12 protein-coding genes and 4 tRNA genes are annotated in these 14,822 nt (G+C 53.5%); 11 read left to right on the top strand and 5 right to left on the bottom strand.

What is annotated here, in order from left to right; genetic code table 11:
* Window position 1: 1 nt before the first annotated feature.
* The 9 genes from wzxE (at window position 2) to HV302_RS25520 (ending at window position 6,619) form a co-directional block, all read left to right on the top strand.
* The gene (wzxE, locus tag HV302_RS25560; RefSeq protein WP_181626747.1) at window positions 2-1,252 is read left to right on the top strand and encodes a lipid III flippase WzxE; all 1,251 of its coding nucleotides are present in this window, start codon (window positions 2-4) and stop codon (window positions 1,250-1,252) included.
* Complete coding sequence (locus HV302_RS25555; RefSeq protein ID WP_181626746.1) at window positions 1,249-2,328, top strand: TDP-N-acetylfucosamine:lipid II N-acetylfucosaminyltransferase; 1,080 nt, start codon at window positions 1,249-1,251, stop codon at window positions 2,326-2,328. Before wzxE ends, HV302_RS25555 begins: the two co-directional genes overlap by 4 nt.
* Entirely contained in the window at window positions 2,325-3,680 is a 1,356-nt protein-coding gene (gene wzyE, locus HV302_RS25550) for an ECA oligosaccharide polymerase (RefSeq protein ID WP_016155117.1), read from the top strand. Before HV302_RS25555 ends, wzyE begins: the two co-directional genes overlap by 4 nt.
* A complete protein-coding gene (wecG, locus tag HV302_RS25545) occupies window positions 3,680-4,420 on the top strand; it encodes a lipopolysaccharide N-acetylmannosaminouronosyltransferase (protein ID WP_049270489.1) in 741 nt (246 codons plus the stop codon). The genes wzyE and wecG overlap by 1 nt, the downstream gene beginning before the upstream one ends.
* Window positions 4,421-4,698: 278 nt before the next feature.
* Window positions 4,699-6,084 carry a bifunctional threonine/serine APC transporter ThrP gene (gene thrP / locus HV302_RS25540; RefSeq protein ID WP_181626745.1) on the top strand — a complete coding sequence of 462 codons (1,386 nt, stop codon included), beginning with the start codon at window positions 4,699-4,701 and terminating at the stop codon, window positions 6,082-6,084.
* Between the two features lie 102 nt (window positions 6,085-6,186).
* Window positions 6,187-6,263, top strand: a tRNA-Arg gene (locus HV302_RS25535).
* A 56-nt stretch (window positions 6,264-6,319) separates the two neighbouring features.
* Window positions 6,320-6,395 (top strand) — tRNA-His (locus tag HV302_RS25530).
* A 20-nt stretch (window positions 6,396-6,415) separates the two neighbouring features.
* Window positions 6,416-6,501: transfer RNA gene (locus HV302_RS25525), tRNA-Leu, on the top strand.
* 41 nt (window positions 6,502-6,542) lie between these two features.
* Window positions 6,543-6,619, top strand: a tRNA-Pro gene (locus tag HV302_RS25520).
* Window positions 6,620-7,078: 459 nt separating this feature from the next.
* Here the strand turns inward: HV302_RS25520 and hemY are convergent.
* The 4 genes from hemY to hemC are packed head-to-tail and all read right to left on the bottom strand — an operon-like array spanning window position 7,079 to window position 11,156.
* Window positions 7,079-8,278, bottom strand: coding sequence for a protoheme IX biogenesis protein HemY (gene hemY / locus HV302_RS25515; protein WP_181627497.1), 1,200 nt, complete (start codon window positions 8,276-8,278; stop codon window positions 7,079-7,081).
* A 2-nt stretch (window positions 8,279-8,280) separates the two neighbouring features.
* Window positions 8,281-9,456, bottom strand: a complete 1,176-nt coding sequence (hemX, locus tag HV302_RS25510) for a uroporphyrinogen-III C-methyltransferase (RefSeq protein ID WP_019078439.1) — start codon at window positions 9,454-9,456, stop codon at window positions 8,281-8,283.
* A 21-nt stretch (window positions 9,457-9,477) separates the two neighbouring features.
* On the bottom strand, window positions 9,478-10,218 hold the full coding sequence (hemD, locus tag HV302_RS25505) for a uroporphyrinogen-III synthase (RefSeq protein ID WP_016155122.1): 741 nt from the start codon (window positions 10,216-10,218) through the stop codon (window positions 9,478-9,480).
* A complete protein-coding gene (gene hemC, locus HV302_RS25500; protein WP_016157846.1) occupies window positions 10,215-11,156 on the bottom strand; it encodes a hydroxymethylbilane synthase in 942 nt (313 codons plus the stop codon). Before hemC ends, hemD begins: the two co-directional genes overlap by 4 nt.
* A gap of 395 nt (window positions 11,157-11,551) precedes the next feature.
* Here hemC and cyaA point away from each other — a divergent pair, with 395 nt between their 5' ends.
* On the top strand, window positions 11,552-14,098 hold the full coding sequence (gene cyaA / locus HV302_RS25495; protein WP_019078435.1) for a class I adenylate cyclase: 2,547 nt from the start codon (window positions 11,552-11,554) through the stop codon (window positions 14,096-14,098).
* A 40-nt stretch (window positions 14,099-14,138) separates the two neighbouring features.
* Here the strand turns inward: cyaA and cyaY are convergent, their stop codons facing one another.
* On the bottom strand, window positions 14,139-14,459 hold the full coding sequence (cyaY, locus tag HV302_RS25490) for an iron donor protein CyaY (RefSeq protein ID WP_003828967.1): 321 nt from the start codon (window positions 14,457-14,459) through the stop codon (window positions 14,139-14,141).
* Window positions 14,460-14,597: 138 nt separating this feature from the next.
* Between cyaY and lptM the strand changes: the two genes are divergently transcribed.
* Window positions 14,598-14,801 (top strand): LPS translocon maturation chaperone LptM, encoded by a 204-nt coding sequence (gene lptM, locus HV302_RS25485; protein ID WP_003017937.1) that lies wholly within the window; start codon window positions 14,598-14,600, stop codon window positions 14,799-14,801.
* Window positions 14,802-14,822 lie beyond the last annotated feature (21 nt).

Here is a 14,822-nt window from a genome sequence, read left to right as displayed (position 1 = left end):
TATGTCGCTTGCAAAAGCGTCCTTATGGACGGCGGCCAGTACGCTGGTAAAAATTGGCGCAGGTTTGCTGGTTGTGAAGTTGCTGGCGGTGTCGTTTGGACCGGCAGGCGTGGGGCAGGCGGGTAACTTCCGCCAGATGGTCACTGTGCTTGGCGTGTTGGCGGGGGCCGGCATTTTCAATGGCGTCACGAAATACGTTGCGCAGCATCATGACGATCCGGCCCGGCTCCGTAAGGTGGTCGGTACCTCTTCCGCGATGGTGCTGGGATTCTCTACGCTGATGGCGGTGATTTTTTTGCTGGCGGCCACACCTATCAGTCAGGGATTATTTGGTCATACTCATTATCAGGGGCTGGTTCGACTGGTTGCGCTGGTGCAGATGGGCATTGCCTGGGCGAACCTGCTGCTGGCGCTGATGAAGGGCTTCCGCGATGCGGCGGGTAACGCGCTGTCGTTGATTGTGGGGAGCCTGGTGGGTGTAGCGGCTTATTATGGCTGTTATCGCCTGGGAGGGTATGAAGGCGCCTTGCTGGGCCTGGCGCTGGTACCTGCGCTGGTCGTTATCCCTGCCGCTATAATGCTGATTAAGCGTGGGACTATCCCCCTGCATTACCTGAAACCCTCGTGGGATAACGGTCTGGCAGGGCAGTTAAGCAAGTTTACGCTGATGGCGCTGATTACCTCCGTAACGCTGCCAGTGGCATACGTGATGATGCGAAACCTGTTGGCGGCGCAGTACAGCTGGGATGATGTGGGGATCTGGCAGGGGGTGAGCAGTATCTCCGATGCTTATCTGCAATTCATCACCGCCTCATTCAGCGTTTACTTGCTGCCGACGTTGTCGCGTTTGACTGAAAAGCGCGACATTACACGCGAAGTGATCAAGTCGTTGAAATTCGTGCTGCCGGCGGTTGCTGCCGCAAGCTTTACCGTCTGGCTACTGCGCGATTTTGCTATCTGGCTGCTTTTCTCCGCTAAATTCACCGCCATGCGCGACCTGTTCGCCTGGCAACTGGTCGGTGATGTGCTGAAAGTCGGCGCCTATGTTTTCGGTTATTTGGTGATCGCGAAAGCGTCGCTGCGGTTTTATATCTTGGCAGAAATTAGCCAGTTCATGTTATTGACGGCGTTTGCCCATTGGCTGATCCCTGCACATGGTGCGCTGGGCGCGGCGCAGGCTTACATGGCAACGTACATTGTCTATTTCTCTCTTTGTTGTGGCGTGTTTTTACTCTGGCGTAGGCGGGTATGACTGTACTGATTCACGTTCTGGGATCGGATATCCCTCACCATAACCAAACCGTGCTGCGGTTTTTCAACGACTCGCTGGCCGCGACGAGCGAGCACGCACGCACGTTTATGGTTGCAGGTCAGGATGCCGGATTCAGTGAGAACTGCCCGGCGTTATCGCTAAGCTTCTATGGTGGGAAAAAGGCGCTGGCTGAAGCGGTTATCGCGAAAGCAAAAGCGGATCGCCAACAGCGTTTTTTCTTCCACGGTCAGTTCAACACCAGCCTGTGGTTAGCGCTGCTGAGCGGGGGAATTAAACCGGAGCAGTTTTACTGGCATATCTGGGGCGCGGATTTATATGAAGTCTCCAGTGGACTGAAATTTCGCCTGTTTTACCCCATTCGCCGTATGGCGCAGAATCGTGTGGGCTGCGTATTTGCCACGCGGGGTGATTTGAGCTATTTCGCCGAACAGCATCCGCGCGTGCGTGGCGAGTTGCTCTATTTCCCAACGCGGATGGATCCCTCGCTCAATAATATGAGCAATGCGTGTCAGCGCAGCGGCAAGATGACGGTGCTGGTTGGCAACTCTGGCGATCGCAGCAATGAGCATATTGCCGCGCTACGCGCCGTCCATCAGCAGTTCGGCGACACGGTGAATGTGATTGTGCCGATGGGGTACCCCGCCAATAATACGGCTTATATCGACGAGGTTCGTCAGGCCGGCCTGGCATTGTTTAGCGCTGAGAATCTGCAAATTTTAAGTGAAAAGCTGGAATTTGATGCCTATCTGACATTATTACGTCAGTGTGATTTGGGTTACTTTATTTTTGCCCGTCAGCAGGGGATCGGTACCCTGTGTTTGCTGATTCAGGCCGGTATCCCGTGTGTGCTCAACCGTGAAAATCCCTTCTGGCAGGATATGGTGGAACAGAATCTCCCGGTGTTATTTACCACTGATGAACTCAATGAAGGCGTCGTACGCGAAGCGCAGCGCCAGTTGGCATCGGTAGATAAAAATACAATCACCTTCTTTAGCCCGAATTATCTGCAGCCGTGGCACAACGCGCTGCGCATTGCTTCAGGAGAAACCGTATGAGCCTGATGCAATTTAGCGGTCTGCTGGTGGTATGGCTGCTCTCCACCTTGTTTATCGCCACGCTGACCTGGTTTGAATTCCGCCGCGTGCGTTTTAACTTCAATGTTTTCTTCTCGCTGCTTTTTTTGCTGACGTTCTTCTTCGGGTTCCCGTTGACCAGCATACTGGTGTTCCGTTTTGATGTGGCAGTTGCTCCGCCGGAGATCCTGCTGCAGGCCTTGCTGTCAGCCGCCTGTTTCTATGCCGTCTACTACGTGACGTATAAAACACGCCTTCGTAAGCGAGTCGAGGATAAGCCACGCAGGCCGCTATTTACCATCAATCGCGTTGAAGCGCATTTGACCTGGGTTATCCTGATGGCGATTGCATTGGTGAGCGTGGGCGTCTTCTTTATGCACAACGGATTCCTGCTGTTCAGACTGCAATCCTACAGCCAAATTTTTTCCAGTGAAGTCTCTGGGGTCGCTCTGAAGCGTTTCTTCTACTTCTTCATTCCGGCAATGCTGGTGGTCTATTTCCTGCGTCAGGACAGCAAAGCGTGGTTATTCTTCCTGGTGAGTACCGTCGCGTTTGGTTTGCTGACCTATATGATTGTTGGCGGGACGCGCGCCAATATCATCATTGCGTTTGCCATCTTCTTGTTTATCGGCATCATTCGCGGCTGGATTTCGCTGTGGATGCTGGCCGCCGCGGGCGTGCTGGGTATCGTCGGGATGTTCTGGTTGGCGCTGAAACGCTATGGGATGAACGTTAGCGGCGACGAGGCGTTTTATACTTTCCTGTACCTCACGCGGGACACCTTCTCGCCGTGGGAGAATCTGGCGCTGTTGCTGCAAAATTACCACAATATTGAGTTTCAGGGGCTGGCACCGATTGTCCGTGACTTCTACGTCTTTATCCCCTCCTGGCTGTGGCCAGGGCGGCCGAGTATTGTCCTCAACTCAGCGAACTACTTTACCTGGGAAGTGTTGAACAACCACTCAGGTCTGGCGATTTCGCCGACGTTAATTGGCTCACTGGTGGTGATGGGCGGGGCGCTGTTTATCCCGTTAGGCGCGATTGTCGTTGGACTTATCATCAAATGGTTTGACTGGCTGTATGAGTTAGGCAACCGCGAAACCAATCGCTACAAGGCGGCGATTCTGCACAGTTTCTGTTTTGGCGCTATTTTCAATATGATCGTGTTGGCACGTGAAGGGCTGGATTCGTTTGTCTCGCGAGTGGTCTTTTTCCTCGTGATTTTCGGCGTGTGTCTGCTGGTGGCAAAACTGCTGTTTTGGCTATTCGATAGTGCGGGACTCATCCATAAACGAATCAAATCGCTGCCCCGGACACAGATTGAAGGATCGTAATGACAGATAACACAACTGCGCCACTCTACTCGCTGCGCGGGCTACAATTGATTGGCTGGCGCGATATGCAGCATGCGCTAAATTACCTGTTTGCCGAGGGACATCTCAGGTCAGGAACGCTGGTGGCAATCAACGCTGAGAAGATGCTGACGGCAGAAGATAACCCTGAAGTGCGGGATCTGATCAACGCCGCTGACTTCAAATATGCGGATGGGATTAGCGTGGTGCGCTCAGTGCGCAAAAAATTCCCGCAGGCGCAGGTTTCACGCGTGGCAGGGGCTGATCTTTGGGAAGCGCTTATGGCGCGAGCCGGGCAGGAAGGAACGCCTGTCTTCCTGATTGGTGGCAAGCCTGAAGTTCTGGCGCAAACGGAAGCCAAACTGCGTGCCCAGTGGCGCGTGAACATTGTAGGCAGTCAGGACGGTTATTTTACCCCGGACCAGCGTCAGGCGTTGTTTGAACGTATCCGCGCCAGCGGTGCGCAGATTGTGACGGTGGCGATGGGCTCGCCGAAACAAGAGATCTTTATGCGTGACTGCCGGAAGACTCACCCTGAAGCGCTTTATATGGGCGTCGGTGGTACCTACGACGTCTTTACCGGTCACGTTAAGCGTGCGCCGCGAATCTGGCAGAGTCTGGGGCTGGAGTGGCTGTATCGCTTATTGTCGCAGCCAAGCCGTATCACTCGTCAACTTCGCTTATTACGCTATCTCCGCTGGCACTATACCGGCAATCTCTGACGCCCTCCCTCCTTTGATAAGTAGCGTGATCTGCTAATTACGCTACTTATTCACAACATAATCGCTGCTTTCTCGCACAATCTATTTATTTTTTGAATGCTTTAATTGCCATTTAAGCGATTTTAGGAAACCATTCGCAACAATCATTGCAGTGCCGTGGTGTTTTTGACGCCAACCGTTAAGCGGTCGGTGCCGTATGGCCTGTTATGGCATAACAAGATGTACCCATAACGAGAACCGGTAATACCGGACAGTATGCAAACACAACAAGAGGATTTATGGCCGAGAACAAACCTGAGCTACAGCGTGGGCTGGAGGCTCGTCACATCGAATTAATTGCCCTTGGGGGGACTATTGGCGTCGGGCTATTTATGGGGGCCGCTAGTACCCTGAAATGGGCGGGACCTTCGGTTCTGCTGGCATACATCGTCGCCGGGCTGTTCGTCTTTTTCATTATGCGTTCTATGGGGGAGATGTTATTCCTCGAGCCGGTTGCCGGTTCATTTGCTGTTTACGCCCATCGTTACATGAGCCCCTTCTTTGGTTATCTCACCGCCTGGTCATACTGGTTTATGTGGATGGCGGTGGGGATATCAGAGATTACCGCCATCGGGGTGTACGTCCAGTTCTGGTTCCCGGAAATGGCACAATGGATACCCGCACTGATTGCTGTCGGACTGGTTGCGCTGGCAAATCTCGCCGCGGTTCGCCTGTATGGTGAAATTGAGTTCTGGTTTGCCATGATTAAAGTGACCACCATCATTGTGATGATCGTCATTGGATTAGGGGTGATTTTCTTCGGTTTTGGCAATGGCGGTCAGGCGATAGGCTTTGGCAACCTGACCGAGCACGGCGGCTTCTTTGCTGGTGGTTGGAAGGGCTTCCTGACGGCATTGTGTATTGTCGTGGCTTCTTACCAGGGCGTGGAGCTGATCGGCATTACTGCGGGTGAAGCGAAGAATCCGCAGGTCACGCTGCGTAGTGCAGTAGGGAAAGTGCTGTGGCGTATTCTGATTTTCTACGTCGGTGCGATTTTTGTTATCGTCACTATTTTCCCGTGGAATGAGATTGGCAGTAACGGTAGCCCGTTTGTTCTCACCTTTGCCAAGATTGGTATTACCGCCGCGGCAGGGATTATTAACTTTGTGGTCCTGACGGCGGCGCTGTCGGGCTGTAACAGTGGGATGTACAGCTGTGGGCGTATGCTTTACGCGCTGGCAAAGAATCGCCAGCTACCTGCTGCCGTTGGAAAAGTTTCGCGCCAGGGCGTGCCGGTTGCCGGCGTGGCTATTTCTATCGCGATCCTGCTGGTTGGTTCGTGCCTGAACTACGTCATTCCCAACCCGCAGCGTGTGTTCGTTTATGTCTATAGCGCCAGCGTGCTGCCGGGGATGGTGCCGTGGTTTGTGATCCTGATAAGCCAGATACGTTTCCGTCAGGCGCATAAAGCGGCGATCGCCAGTCATCCCTTCCGCTCGATTCTGTTCCCGTGGGCGAACTATTTGACGATGGCGTTCCTGATTTGCGTATTAATCGGCATGTACTTTAATGAAGATACCCGAATGTCGCTGTTTGTTGGCATTATCTTCTTACTGGCCGTGACGCTCATTTATAAGGTTTTTGGCTTGAATCGTCATGGCACAGCCCAAAAATTGCAGGAATAAGCGACAAAACGCACAAACCATGACCAAACGATAATTTATTTTAAAAAAGCACTAGACAGCAGACCGAGACCTCCGTAATATCCAGCCCCGCAACGGCGCTAAGCGCCCGTAGCTCAGCTGGATAGAGCGCTGCCCTCCGGAGGCAGAGGTCTCAGGTTCGAATCCTGTCGGGCGCACCATTTAGTAAGGTGCCGGAGCTGCGGTGGTTTTAATACCGCGTAAAAGATTTGCAGTGGTGGCTATAGCTCAGTTGGTAGAGCCCTGGATTGTGATTCCAGTTGTCGTGGGTTCGAATCCCATTAGCCACCCCATTAATTTAAAGTTGTGAAATGCGAAGGTGGCGGAATTGGTAGACGCGCTAGCTTCAGGTGTTAGTGTCCTTAGGATGTGGGGGTTCGAGTCCCCCCCCTCGCACCACGACTTAAAGAATTGAACTAAAAATTCAAAAAGCAGTAAAACGGCGAGTAGCGCAGCTTGGTAGCGCAACTGGTTTGGGACCAGTGGGTCGGAGGTTCGAATCCTCTCTCGCCGACCAATTTTGAACCCCGCTTCGGCGGGGTTTTTTGTTTTCTGATTTTCCCTTCTCAGCCTTTATTTCCCCGAATTTCCTGATGTCTTAAAAAGTCCGGTTCCATTGTTTTTGCAGTGCAATCGTGGCATGCCTTGTGCAATAATATACGGGTAGATGCTCATTCCATCTCTTATGTTCGCCATCTGGCCTCATAAACTCAGGAATGATGCAGAGCCGTTTACGGTGCTTATCGTCCACAGACAGATGTCGCTCTGGCCTCATCAAACACCATGGACATAACGTTGAGTGAAGCACCCATTTATGTTGTCATACAGACCTGTTTAACGCCTGCTCCAAAAGAGCGGGCGTTTTTTTATGCATATACACCTCATCCTTCAAGTCGCCTCGAAGCATCTCGAATGATTTGGTGTATATGAAATAACGGTAGGCCCGGTAAGCGAAGCGTCACCGGGCAAGAAGGAATTACTGCGGGGGATTGTTGTTCTGCAGCGTCAACATCAGGCCATCACGACGCATGGTGGCGGCTTCTTCCGGCTGATGCAGTCTGTCCAGCGCGTCAGCAAGCCAGGCGTAGTCATAGGCATCTGGACGCTGTTTGAGAGCGGCACGGAAGGCGAACGTGGCTTCCTGCCATTCGCCGTGCTTCATTAGCGACTGGCCCAGCGTGCTCCACAGTAATGGGCGATCGCCGACGGCTTTAATCTGCTGGCGCAACACTTTTTCTATCTGTTCCGGGTTGTTGGTTTTCAGACGCGGGATCGGCAGCACCAGGCGGTCGTCATACTGGCGTTTAAGACCATCAATGATGACCTGCTGTGCCGTATCGTGATCGTCACACTCAATCAGATGTTCAGCCATTGCCACCTGCAGGGCAACCTGGTGACGGGTTTTACGGTTCTGGTTTTTCCACCATGCACGTAGCCCCTCGCTGCCCTGATCGGCGCGAACCTGATCCATCAGACCAACCCATGCCTGCTGTTCCAGCAACGCGCGGTGCTCGTCATCACCCACGTGCGCTTTTGCCATGGATGGAATGATATCCAGTAACGAACTCCATGCACCGGTACGAATGTAGGCCTGTTCAGCCAGACGCAGCACTTCCGGATGACGTGGCGTCACTTCCAGCAGTTTATCTACGCTGTGGCGTGCGGCGTGATTTTCATTACGTGCCAGCTGCAGGCGAACGCGAGTGATTTCTACCGGGATCGTATCATTTCCGGCCAGTTCGGCAGCACGCTCAAGGTGTTGGTTGGCACGAGCTTCGTCACCGCGCTGTTGAGCAGCTTCTGCCGCCAGCAGGTAATTCACTACCGGCTGTTCTGCATGATCGGCGTTTTTCGACATCAGCTTTTCAACCTGCTGATAATCGCCTTCTGCCAGCTTGAGCAGCGCCTGCTCGGTCTGCTTACGGGCGCGACGACGCTTCCGACCGACAAACCATCCGCGGGTATGCGCGCCAGTGCGGAAAATTCGGCGCAGCAGCCATTCAATCGCAAACAGGACGACCATTGCGACGATCAGAATGATCACCAGACCCGTCACGCTGGTTTCGATATTGTAATTATCCGTCTGGATCAGCACGTAGCCCTGATGACCGGCAATCATTGGACCGACAACGATCCCGGCGATCAACAGCACAAAGAGCAATAATACTTTTAGCATCATTATTCTCCTTGCGGCGCAGTTGCCGGAGTTTCAGCTGAAGGCGCAGGAGCTGCTGCAACCGGCGCTGTGGCAGGCTGTGCCAGTAAATTACGTACGCGGGTCTGCATGAGCTTGTCGAGAAGCGCCTGGCTCTGCAGCGTTTCCGGTACGTCCATGCTGATGCTTTGTTGGCTCAGTTGGTCTACCTCTTCAAGGAAAGCTTTGGTGGCTGCATCGTCGGTGTCGTAGTAGGCGCGCACCCAGGTGGAGACGTTTTCCAGCGCCTGGCGATATGTTTCCTCCTGATGACGCGGCACGGCCTGGGCGGCCACTAACAGGCGAGAACGGATATTTTCACGTAAGTAAACGTCCTGGTTCGGTGCCAGCAGCGGGACGGCGGTTTCATCACGACGGCGAACGGTGATAAAGCTGTCCATAAAGTTCTGCCAGCTTTTTTGCAGATTGACGCGCCATTCGCTGATCGAGCTGGAAAGCTCGCTGCTGTCGGAATCCATCGGCGAATCGTCGGTATCGTTGTCGGCCAGACGCAGGTTATCAATCTGGTTAGAGAGCTGATTCACTTTCAGGATAATGCCGTCATAGTCGACCTGAGTCACCGCAGAGAGGCTCGCGATATCGTCGGTAATCGCGCGACGGGCGGTAATCAGGCTTGGGTCATTCATATCCGCCAGGCTGGCGTCAGCGCTTTTCAGCAGCGCCGCGGCGGTAGTAACGTCCTGATCGCTCCATAATTTGCGACCGGCCAGTTTCACCAGAAAATCAGCCTGCGCCAGCAGCCATGTCCCGGCATCGCTGCCGGAGATAGTGGCGACTTTTTGCTGGACTTCGTCAAGCTGTTTGACCAGCGCGGCCTGCTGGCGAGCGGCTTCATCCAGCTGCGTTGCCTGCTGCTTAATAATGCCTTCCAGCTCAGCTTTTTGGCTTTCTTGCGCTTTTTGCAACGCCGTAAGCTGGTTCGCCAGCGCATCGCTGGTTGCTGTCTGCGTTGTTGCCTGCTGTTTCCCCCAACCGTACAGCCCAACGCCTGCAGCCAGCGCAATAGCAATCGCCACTGCGCTCAGAATCAGCGCCGTGCTGTTCTTACTCTTTTTTTCAGTATTGACTGGCTGTGACGTGGTTTCCACGGCCTCCCTGGTCTCTTCAACCACGGCGGAGGATTTTTCTTGTTCCGTCATTATGGCATCCCATTATGAGAGTTATTGTAATGCGCGTAGTAGCGCATCGTTGTCGGCGTTATCAGCGACCTTAATATCTTGCCAGCCCAGTTCCCGGGCGAGGTGCGCCAGACGCTCACTGACGACCAGCAGCCGACAGCGTAGTAACCAGTGCTCACGATACCACTGCGGAATGAGCGACCAGAGCTGTTGTAGCATCTCTCCGCTGGTGACAACCACCGTGGTCACACCACGAGATTGCCAGCGCATCGCTTCTTCTGCACCATCGTAATATTTTGCACTGCGTTGATAACATTCACAAAAATCGACATCAGCTCCGCGTGCTGTCAGGGTTTCACCTATCAGCTCACGGCCACCATTGCCGCGTAATATCAGCGCGCGTTTTCCCGCAATATTTTGTAATTCAGGTAATTGTAGCAAGACTTCGCTAATTTCCCGATCCAGAGGGTAGTGAATATTGAAACCGCTAACGGTATGCAGCGCCAGCGCCGTTGTGCGACCAATGGCAAAATAACGCGGAAGGGAGGGCCAGCTTTTCCCTTGTTGCTGAAGCTCGGCATCTGCAAAGGTGACGGCGTGCTGCGAGAGGGCGAAGACCAGATCGTTTTCCGTCAGCGCCGACAGTCGGGAAGCAAGCGTTGCCAGTTCCCGACCGGGCGAAAACTCGATGAGCGGAAAGCTCCAGGCCACCTGCCCCAGTGTGCGCAGACGGCTCACTAACTCTTCCCCTGCGGGAGACGGGCGGGTGACCAGAATACTCATGCGGGGGCTTCTCCGTTGTAAACTTCAGCCAGAATGGTGCGCGCACCGTTCTCCAGCAGCTCTTCAGCCAGAGAGATGCCCATCTGTTCAGCTTCCTGCGCGGCGCCGCGACGTTCTCCGCATACCATCTGCGAACCGTCAGGCGCGCCGACCAGCGCCCGCAGCCAAATCTCACCGTTAATGAGTTCTGCATAACTGCCGATAGGGACCTGACATCCCCCTTCCAGGCGAGTATTCATGGCGCGTTCGGCTTTGACGCGTAGTGCCGTCTCTTCATGGTTGAGCGGCGCTAACAGCGCCTGAGTGCGCATATCATCCAGTCGACATTCTATGCCAACTGCGCCTTGCCCGACAGCGGGTAGAGAGACTTCCGGCGGCAGAGCGGTGCGGACTCGCGACTCAAGACCTAAACGTTTTAATCCGGCGACCGCCAGAATAATGGCGTCATAATCGCCGTTATCCAGTTTGCTCAGACGCGTACCTACGTTGCCGCGCAGCGAACGGATGACGAGATCCGGGCGACGCTTTGCCAACTGGCACTGGCGACGCAAACTGGATGTCCCGACGATACTGCCTGCCGGGAGTTCATCCAGCGTGTTGTACTTATTTGAGACGAAAGCATCACGCGGATCCTCTCGCTCGCAAATGGTGACCAGTCCAAGACCGTCAGGGAATTCAACCGGCACATCCTTCATGGAATGCACGGCGATATCGGCGCGTTTTTCCAGCAGCGCGACTTCCAGCTCTTTAACAAACAACCCTTTCCCCCCGACTTTCGCCAGCGGGGTATCAAGGATCACATCGCCACGGGTTACCATCGGAACCAGTTCCACGATCAGACCGGGGTGGTTTGCCATTAAGGCGTCTTTGACATAATGTGCCTGCCAGAGCGCAAGGGGGCTTTGGCGTGTGGCAATTCTCAAAACATTGTCTAACATGCTTGTTACCGTCATTATCAATCATTGACCATCCTAACATCCTTATCAAAGGGATGTCAGCGTTACGCTCAAACGTGAGTGAGAGGAAAAGGCGCTGCATCATCACTGGCAGTGAATAATGACGAGAAACCTCCCGACCGTATGAAGGAATTTACACGTAACGAACGGTGCTACACTTGTATGTAGCGCATCTTTCTTTACGGTCAATGAGCAAGGTGTTAAATTGATCACGTTTTAGACCATTTTTTCGGCTGTACAGCATAAAAAAATATGGGCGAAAAAACAGGTAACGGTTATTTTTGACATACGGTTTATCCGAATTGATGACGATTATTGTGAGCGCTTGTGCCGCAGCAATCGACAACATGACGGATAGCAACATCAGGCGATACGTCTTGTACCTCTATATTGAGACTCTGAAACAGAGACTGGATGCCATAAATCAACTGCGTGTGGATCGCGCGCTTGCTGCCATGGGACCTGCCTTCCAGCAGGTATACAGTCTGCTGCCGACATTATTGCACTACCACCATCCGCTGATGCCGGGTTACCTTGATGGTAACGTTCCCAAAGGCATATGCCTTTACACGCCTGATGAAACCCAACGCCACTACCTGAACGAACTGGAACTGTACCGCGGTATGTCACCGCAGGATCCTCCCAAGGGCGAACTGCCTATCACCGGCGTTTACTCAATGGGCAGCACCTCTTCGGTAGGGCAAAGCTGTTCCTCTGACCTTGATATTTGGGTCTGCCATCAATCCTGGCTGGATAGCGAAGAGCGCCAACTGCTGCAGCGTAAATGTAGCCTGCTGGAAAGCTGGGCCGCCTCGCTGGGCGTGGAAGTCAGCTTCTTCCTGATTGATGAAAACCGTTTCCGCCACAATGAAAGCGGCAGTTTGGGTGGTGAAGACTGTGGCTCGACGCAGCATATCCTGTTGCTTGATGAATTCTATCGCACCGCTGTGCGTCTCGCGGGTAAACGTATTCTGTGGAATATGGTGCCGGGCGACGAAGAAGAGCATTACGACGATTACGTCATGACGCTTTACGCACAGGGGGTGTTAACGCCAAACGAATGGCTGGATCTCGGCGGACTCAGTTCGCTCTCCGCCGAAGAGTACTTTGGCGCCAGCCTCTGGCAGCTGTACAAGAGTATCGACTCCCCGTACAAAGCGGTATTGAAAACGCTGCTGCTGGAAGCTTATTCCTGGGAATACCCCAATCCACGCCTGTTGGCGAAAGATATTAAACAGCGCCTGCACGATGGCGAGATCGTCTCTTTTGGTCTCGACCCTTACTGCATGATGCTGGAGCGCGTTACCGAGTACCTCACGGCGATCGAAGACCCGACTCGTCTGGATTTAGTGCGTCGATGTTTCTACTTAAAAGTGTGTGAGAAACTGAGCCGCGAGCGCGCCTGCGTGGGCTGGCGTCGTGAAGTATTAAGTCAGTTAGTGAAAGAGTGGGGCTGGGATGACGCCCGTCTGACCATGCTGGATAACCGCGCTAACTGGAAGATTGACCAGGTACGCGAAGCGCATAACGAACTGCTCGATGCGATGATGCAGAGCTATCGTAACCTGATCCGTTTTGCCCGCCGAAATAACCTCAGCGTGAGCGCCAGCCCGCAGGATATCGGCGTGCTGACACGTAAGCTGTATGCCGCGTTTGAAGCATTACCAGGTAAAGTAACGCTGGTGAACCCGCAGATATCTCCGGATCTCTCGGAACCGAATCTGACCTTTATCCATGTGCCGCCGGGCCGTGCCAACCGTTCGGGTTGGTATCTCTATAACCGCGCGCCTAACATGGACTCGATCATCAGCCATCAGCCGCTGGAATATAACCGCTACCTCAATAAACTGGTGGCGTGGGCCTGGTTCAACGGCCTGCTGACCTCGCGTACGCATTTATTTATTAAGGGCAACGGCATTGTTGATTTGCCGAAGCTGCAAGAAATGGTCGCCGACGTGTCGCATCACTTCCCGCTGCGACTGCCAGCGCCAACGCCGAAGGCGCTCTATAGCCCGTGCGAGATTCGCCACCTGGCGATTATCGTTAACCTTGAATATGACCCGACGGCAGCATTTCGCAATCAGGTGGTACATTTTGATTTCCGTAAGCTGGACGTCTTCAGCTTTGGTGAAGAACAAAATTGCCTGGTGGGTAGCGTCGACCTGCTGTACCGCAACTCGTGGAATGAAGTGCGTACGCTGCACTTCAACGGTGAGCAGGCGATGATTGAAGCGTTAAAAACGATTCTGGGCAAAATGCACCAGGATGCCGCGCCGCCGGATAGCGTCGAGGTTTTCTGCTATAGCCAGCATCTGCGCGGTTTAATTCGCACCCGCGTGCAGCAACTGGTGTCTGAGTGCATCGAGTTGCGCCTCTCCAGCACCCGTCAGGAAACCGGACGCTTCAAAGCGCTGCGCGTTTCTGGTCAGACGTGGGGTCTGTTCTTCGAGCGCCTGAACGTCTCGGTACAGAAGCTGGAAAACGCGATTGAATTTTATGGCGCGATTTCACATAACAAACTGCACGGGCTTTCCGTTCAGGTTGAGACCAATCATGTGAAACTCCCGTCAGTGGTTGACGGTTTTGCCAGCGAAGGGATCATTCAGTTCTTTTTCGAAGAAACGGGTGATGAGCAGGGCTTTAATATCTACATTCTGGATGAGAGTAATCGGGCTGAGGTGTATCACCACTGCGAAGGTAGCAAAGAGGAGTTGGTACGCGATGTCAGCCGTTTCTACTCGTCGTCGCACGATCGCTTTACCTACGGCTCCAGCTTCATCAACTTTAACCTGCCGCAGTTCTATCAGATTGTGAAAACCGACGGGCGCGCGCAGGTGATCCCGTTCCGTACACAGCCGATTAGCGCCGTGCCGCCCGTCAGTCAGGAAAACGACACTCCGCTGTTGCAGCAGTATTTCTCGTGAGCATGATGCCGGATAAGCGAAGCGTATCCGGCAATAAAACTTAACGGAAGCTCACCTCTTCACCCGCCTGCTGTGTTGCCGCCTGTTCTAGCAGATCCCAGAACGTTTCGCCGCTACGATCGCAGATCCACTCGTCGCCTTTCAGGTCAAAGTGGTAGCCGCCCTGTTTGGTTGCCAGCCACACCTGATGCAGCGGCTCCTGACGGTTAATAATAATTTTGCTGCCGTTTTCGAAGCTGATGGTCAGCACGCCGCCGTTGATCTCACAATCGATATCGCTGTCGCCGTCCCAGTCATCCAGACGCTCTTCAATGGTCATCCACAGGGTGTCAGCAAGGCGATGAAATTCACTGTCGTTCATTTTCTTATCCTGTTTTTCGTGATGACGGCAGTATAACCTGAAACAAAACGCGTTGCAGATTACAGGCTAACTCTTGCTTTTACGCCTTCTCCTGCGATGATAGAAAACAGAAAGCATGAACTTTACAGGCAATCGATAATGAAAAACGTGTTAAAGCCACTCGCTGTCATTTTTACTCTGTTCAGCCTGACGGGCTGTGGGCTAAAAGGCCCGCTCTATTTCCCGCCAGCAGATAAAACCGCGCCGCCTCCGACCAAGAGCGTTCAGCCGCAATCACAATCCACCACGCCAGAGAAAAACGATCGTGGGATTAGTGACGGGCCTTCTCAGGTGAATTACTGACGGCAGGAATAGATGTATATT

The sequence above is a fragment of the Citrobacter sp. RHBSTW-00859 genome (genome assembly GCF_013729795.1).
Classification (GTDB): Bacteria; Pseudomonadota; Gammaproteobacteria; order Enterobacterales; family Enterobacteriaceae; genus Citrobacter; species Citrobacter braakii.
The sequence above is the reverse complement of the archived record's forward strand: the minus strand, read 5'-3'. Positions and strand labels throughout refer to the sequence as shown.

Excerpts from the sequence above, each read along its gene's own strand:
- wecG (WP_049270489.1), top strand. The coding sequence starts at position 3,680 with ATGACAGATAACACAACTGCGCCACTCTACTCGCTGCGCGGGCTACAA.
- wzyE (WP_016155117.1), top strand. The coding sequence starts at position 2,325 with ATGAGCCTGATGCAATTTAGCGGTCTGCTGGTGGTATGGCTGCTCTCC.
- thrP (WP_181626745.1), top strand. The coding sequence starts at position 4,699 with ATGGCCGAGAACAAACCTGAGCTACAGCGTGGGCTGGAGGCTCGTCAC.
- lptM (WP_003017937.1), top strand. The coding sequence starts at position 14,598 with ATGAAAAACGTGTTAAAGCCACTCGCTGTCATTTTTACTCTGTTCAGC.
- wzxE (WP_181626747.1), top strand. The coding sequence starts at position 2 with ATGTCGCTTGCAAAAGCGTCCTTATGGACGGCGGCCAGTACGCTGGTA.
- HV302_RS25555 (WP_181626746.1), top strand. The coding sequence starts at position 1,249 with ATGACTGTACTGATTCACGTTCTGGGATCGGATATCCCTCACCATAAC.
- hemD (WP_016155122.1), bottom strand. The coding sequence starts at position 10,218 with ATGAGTATTCTGGTCACCCGCCCGTCTCCCGCAGGGGAAGAGTTAGTG.
- hemY (WP_181627497.1), bottom strand. The coding sequence starts at position 8,278 with ATGCTAAAAGTATTATTGCTCTTTGTGCTGTTGATCGCCGGGATCGTT.
- hemC (WP_016157846.1), bottom strand. The coding sequence starts at position 11,156 with ATGTTAGACAATGTTTTGAGAATTGCCACACGCCAAAGCCCCCTTGCG.
- hemX (WP_019078439.1), bottom strand. The coding sequence starts at position 9,456 with ATGACGGAACAAGAAAAATCCTCCGCCGTGGTTGAAGAGACCAGGGAG.
- cyaY (WP_003828967.1), bottom strand. The coding sequence starts at position 14,459 with ATGAACGACAGTGAATTTCATCGCCTTGCTGACACCCTGTGGATGACC.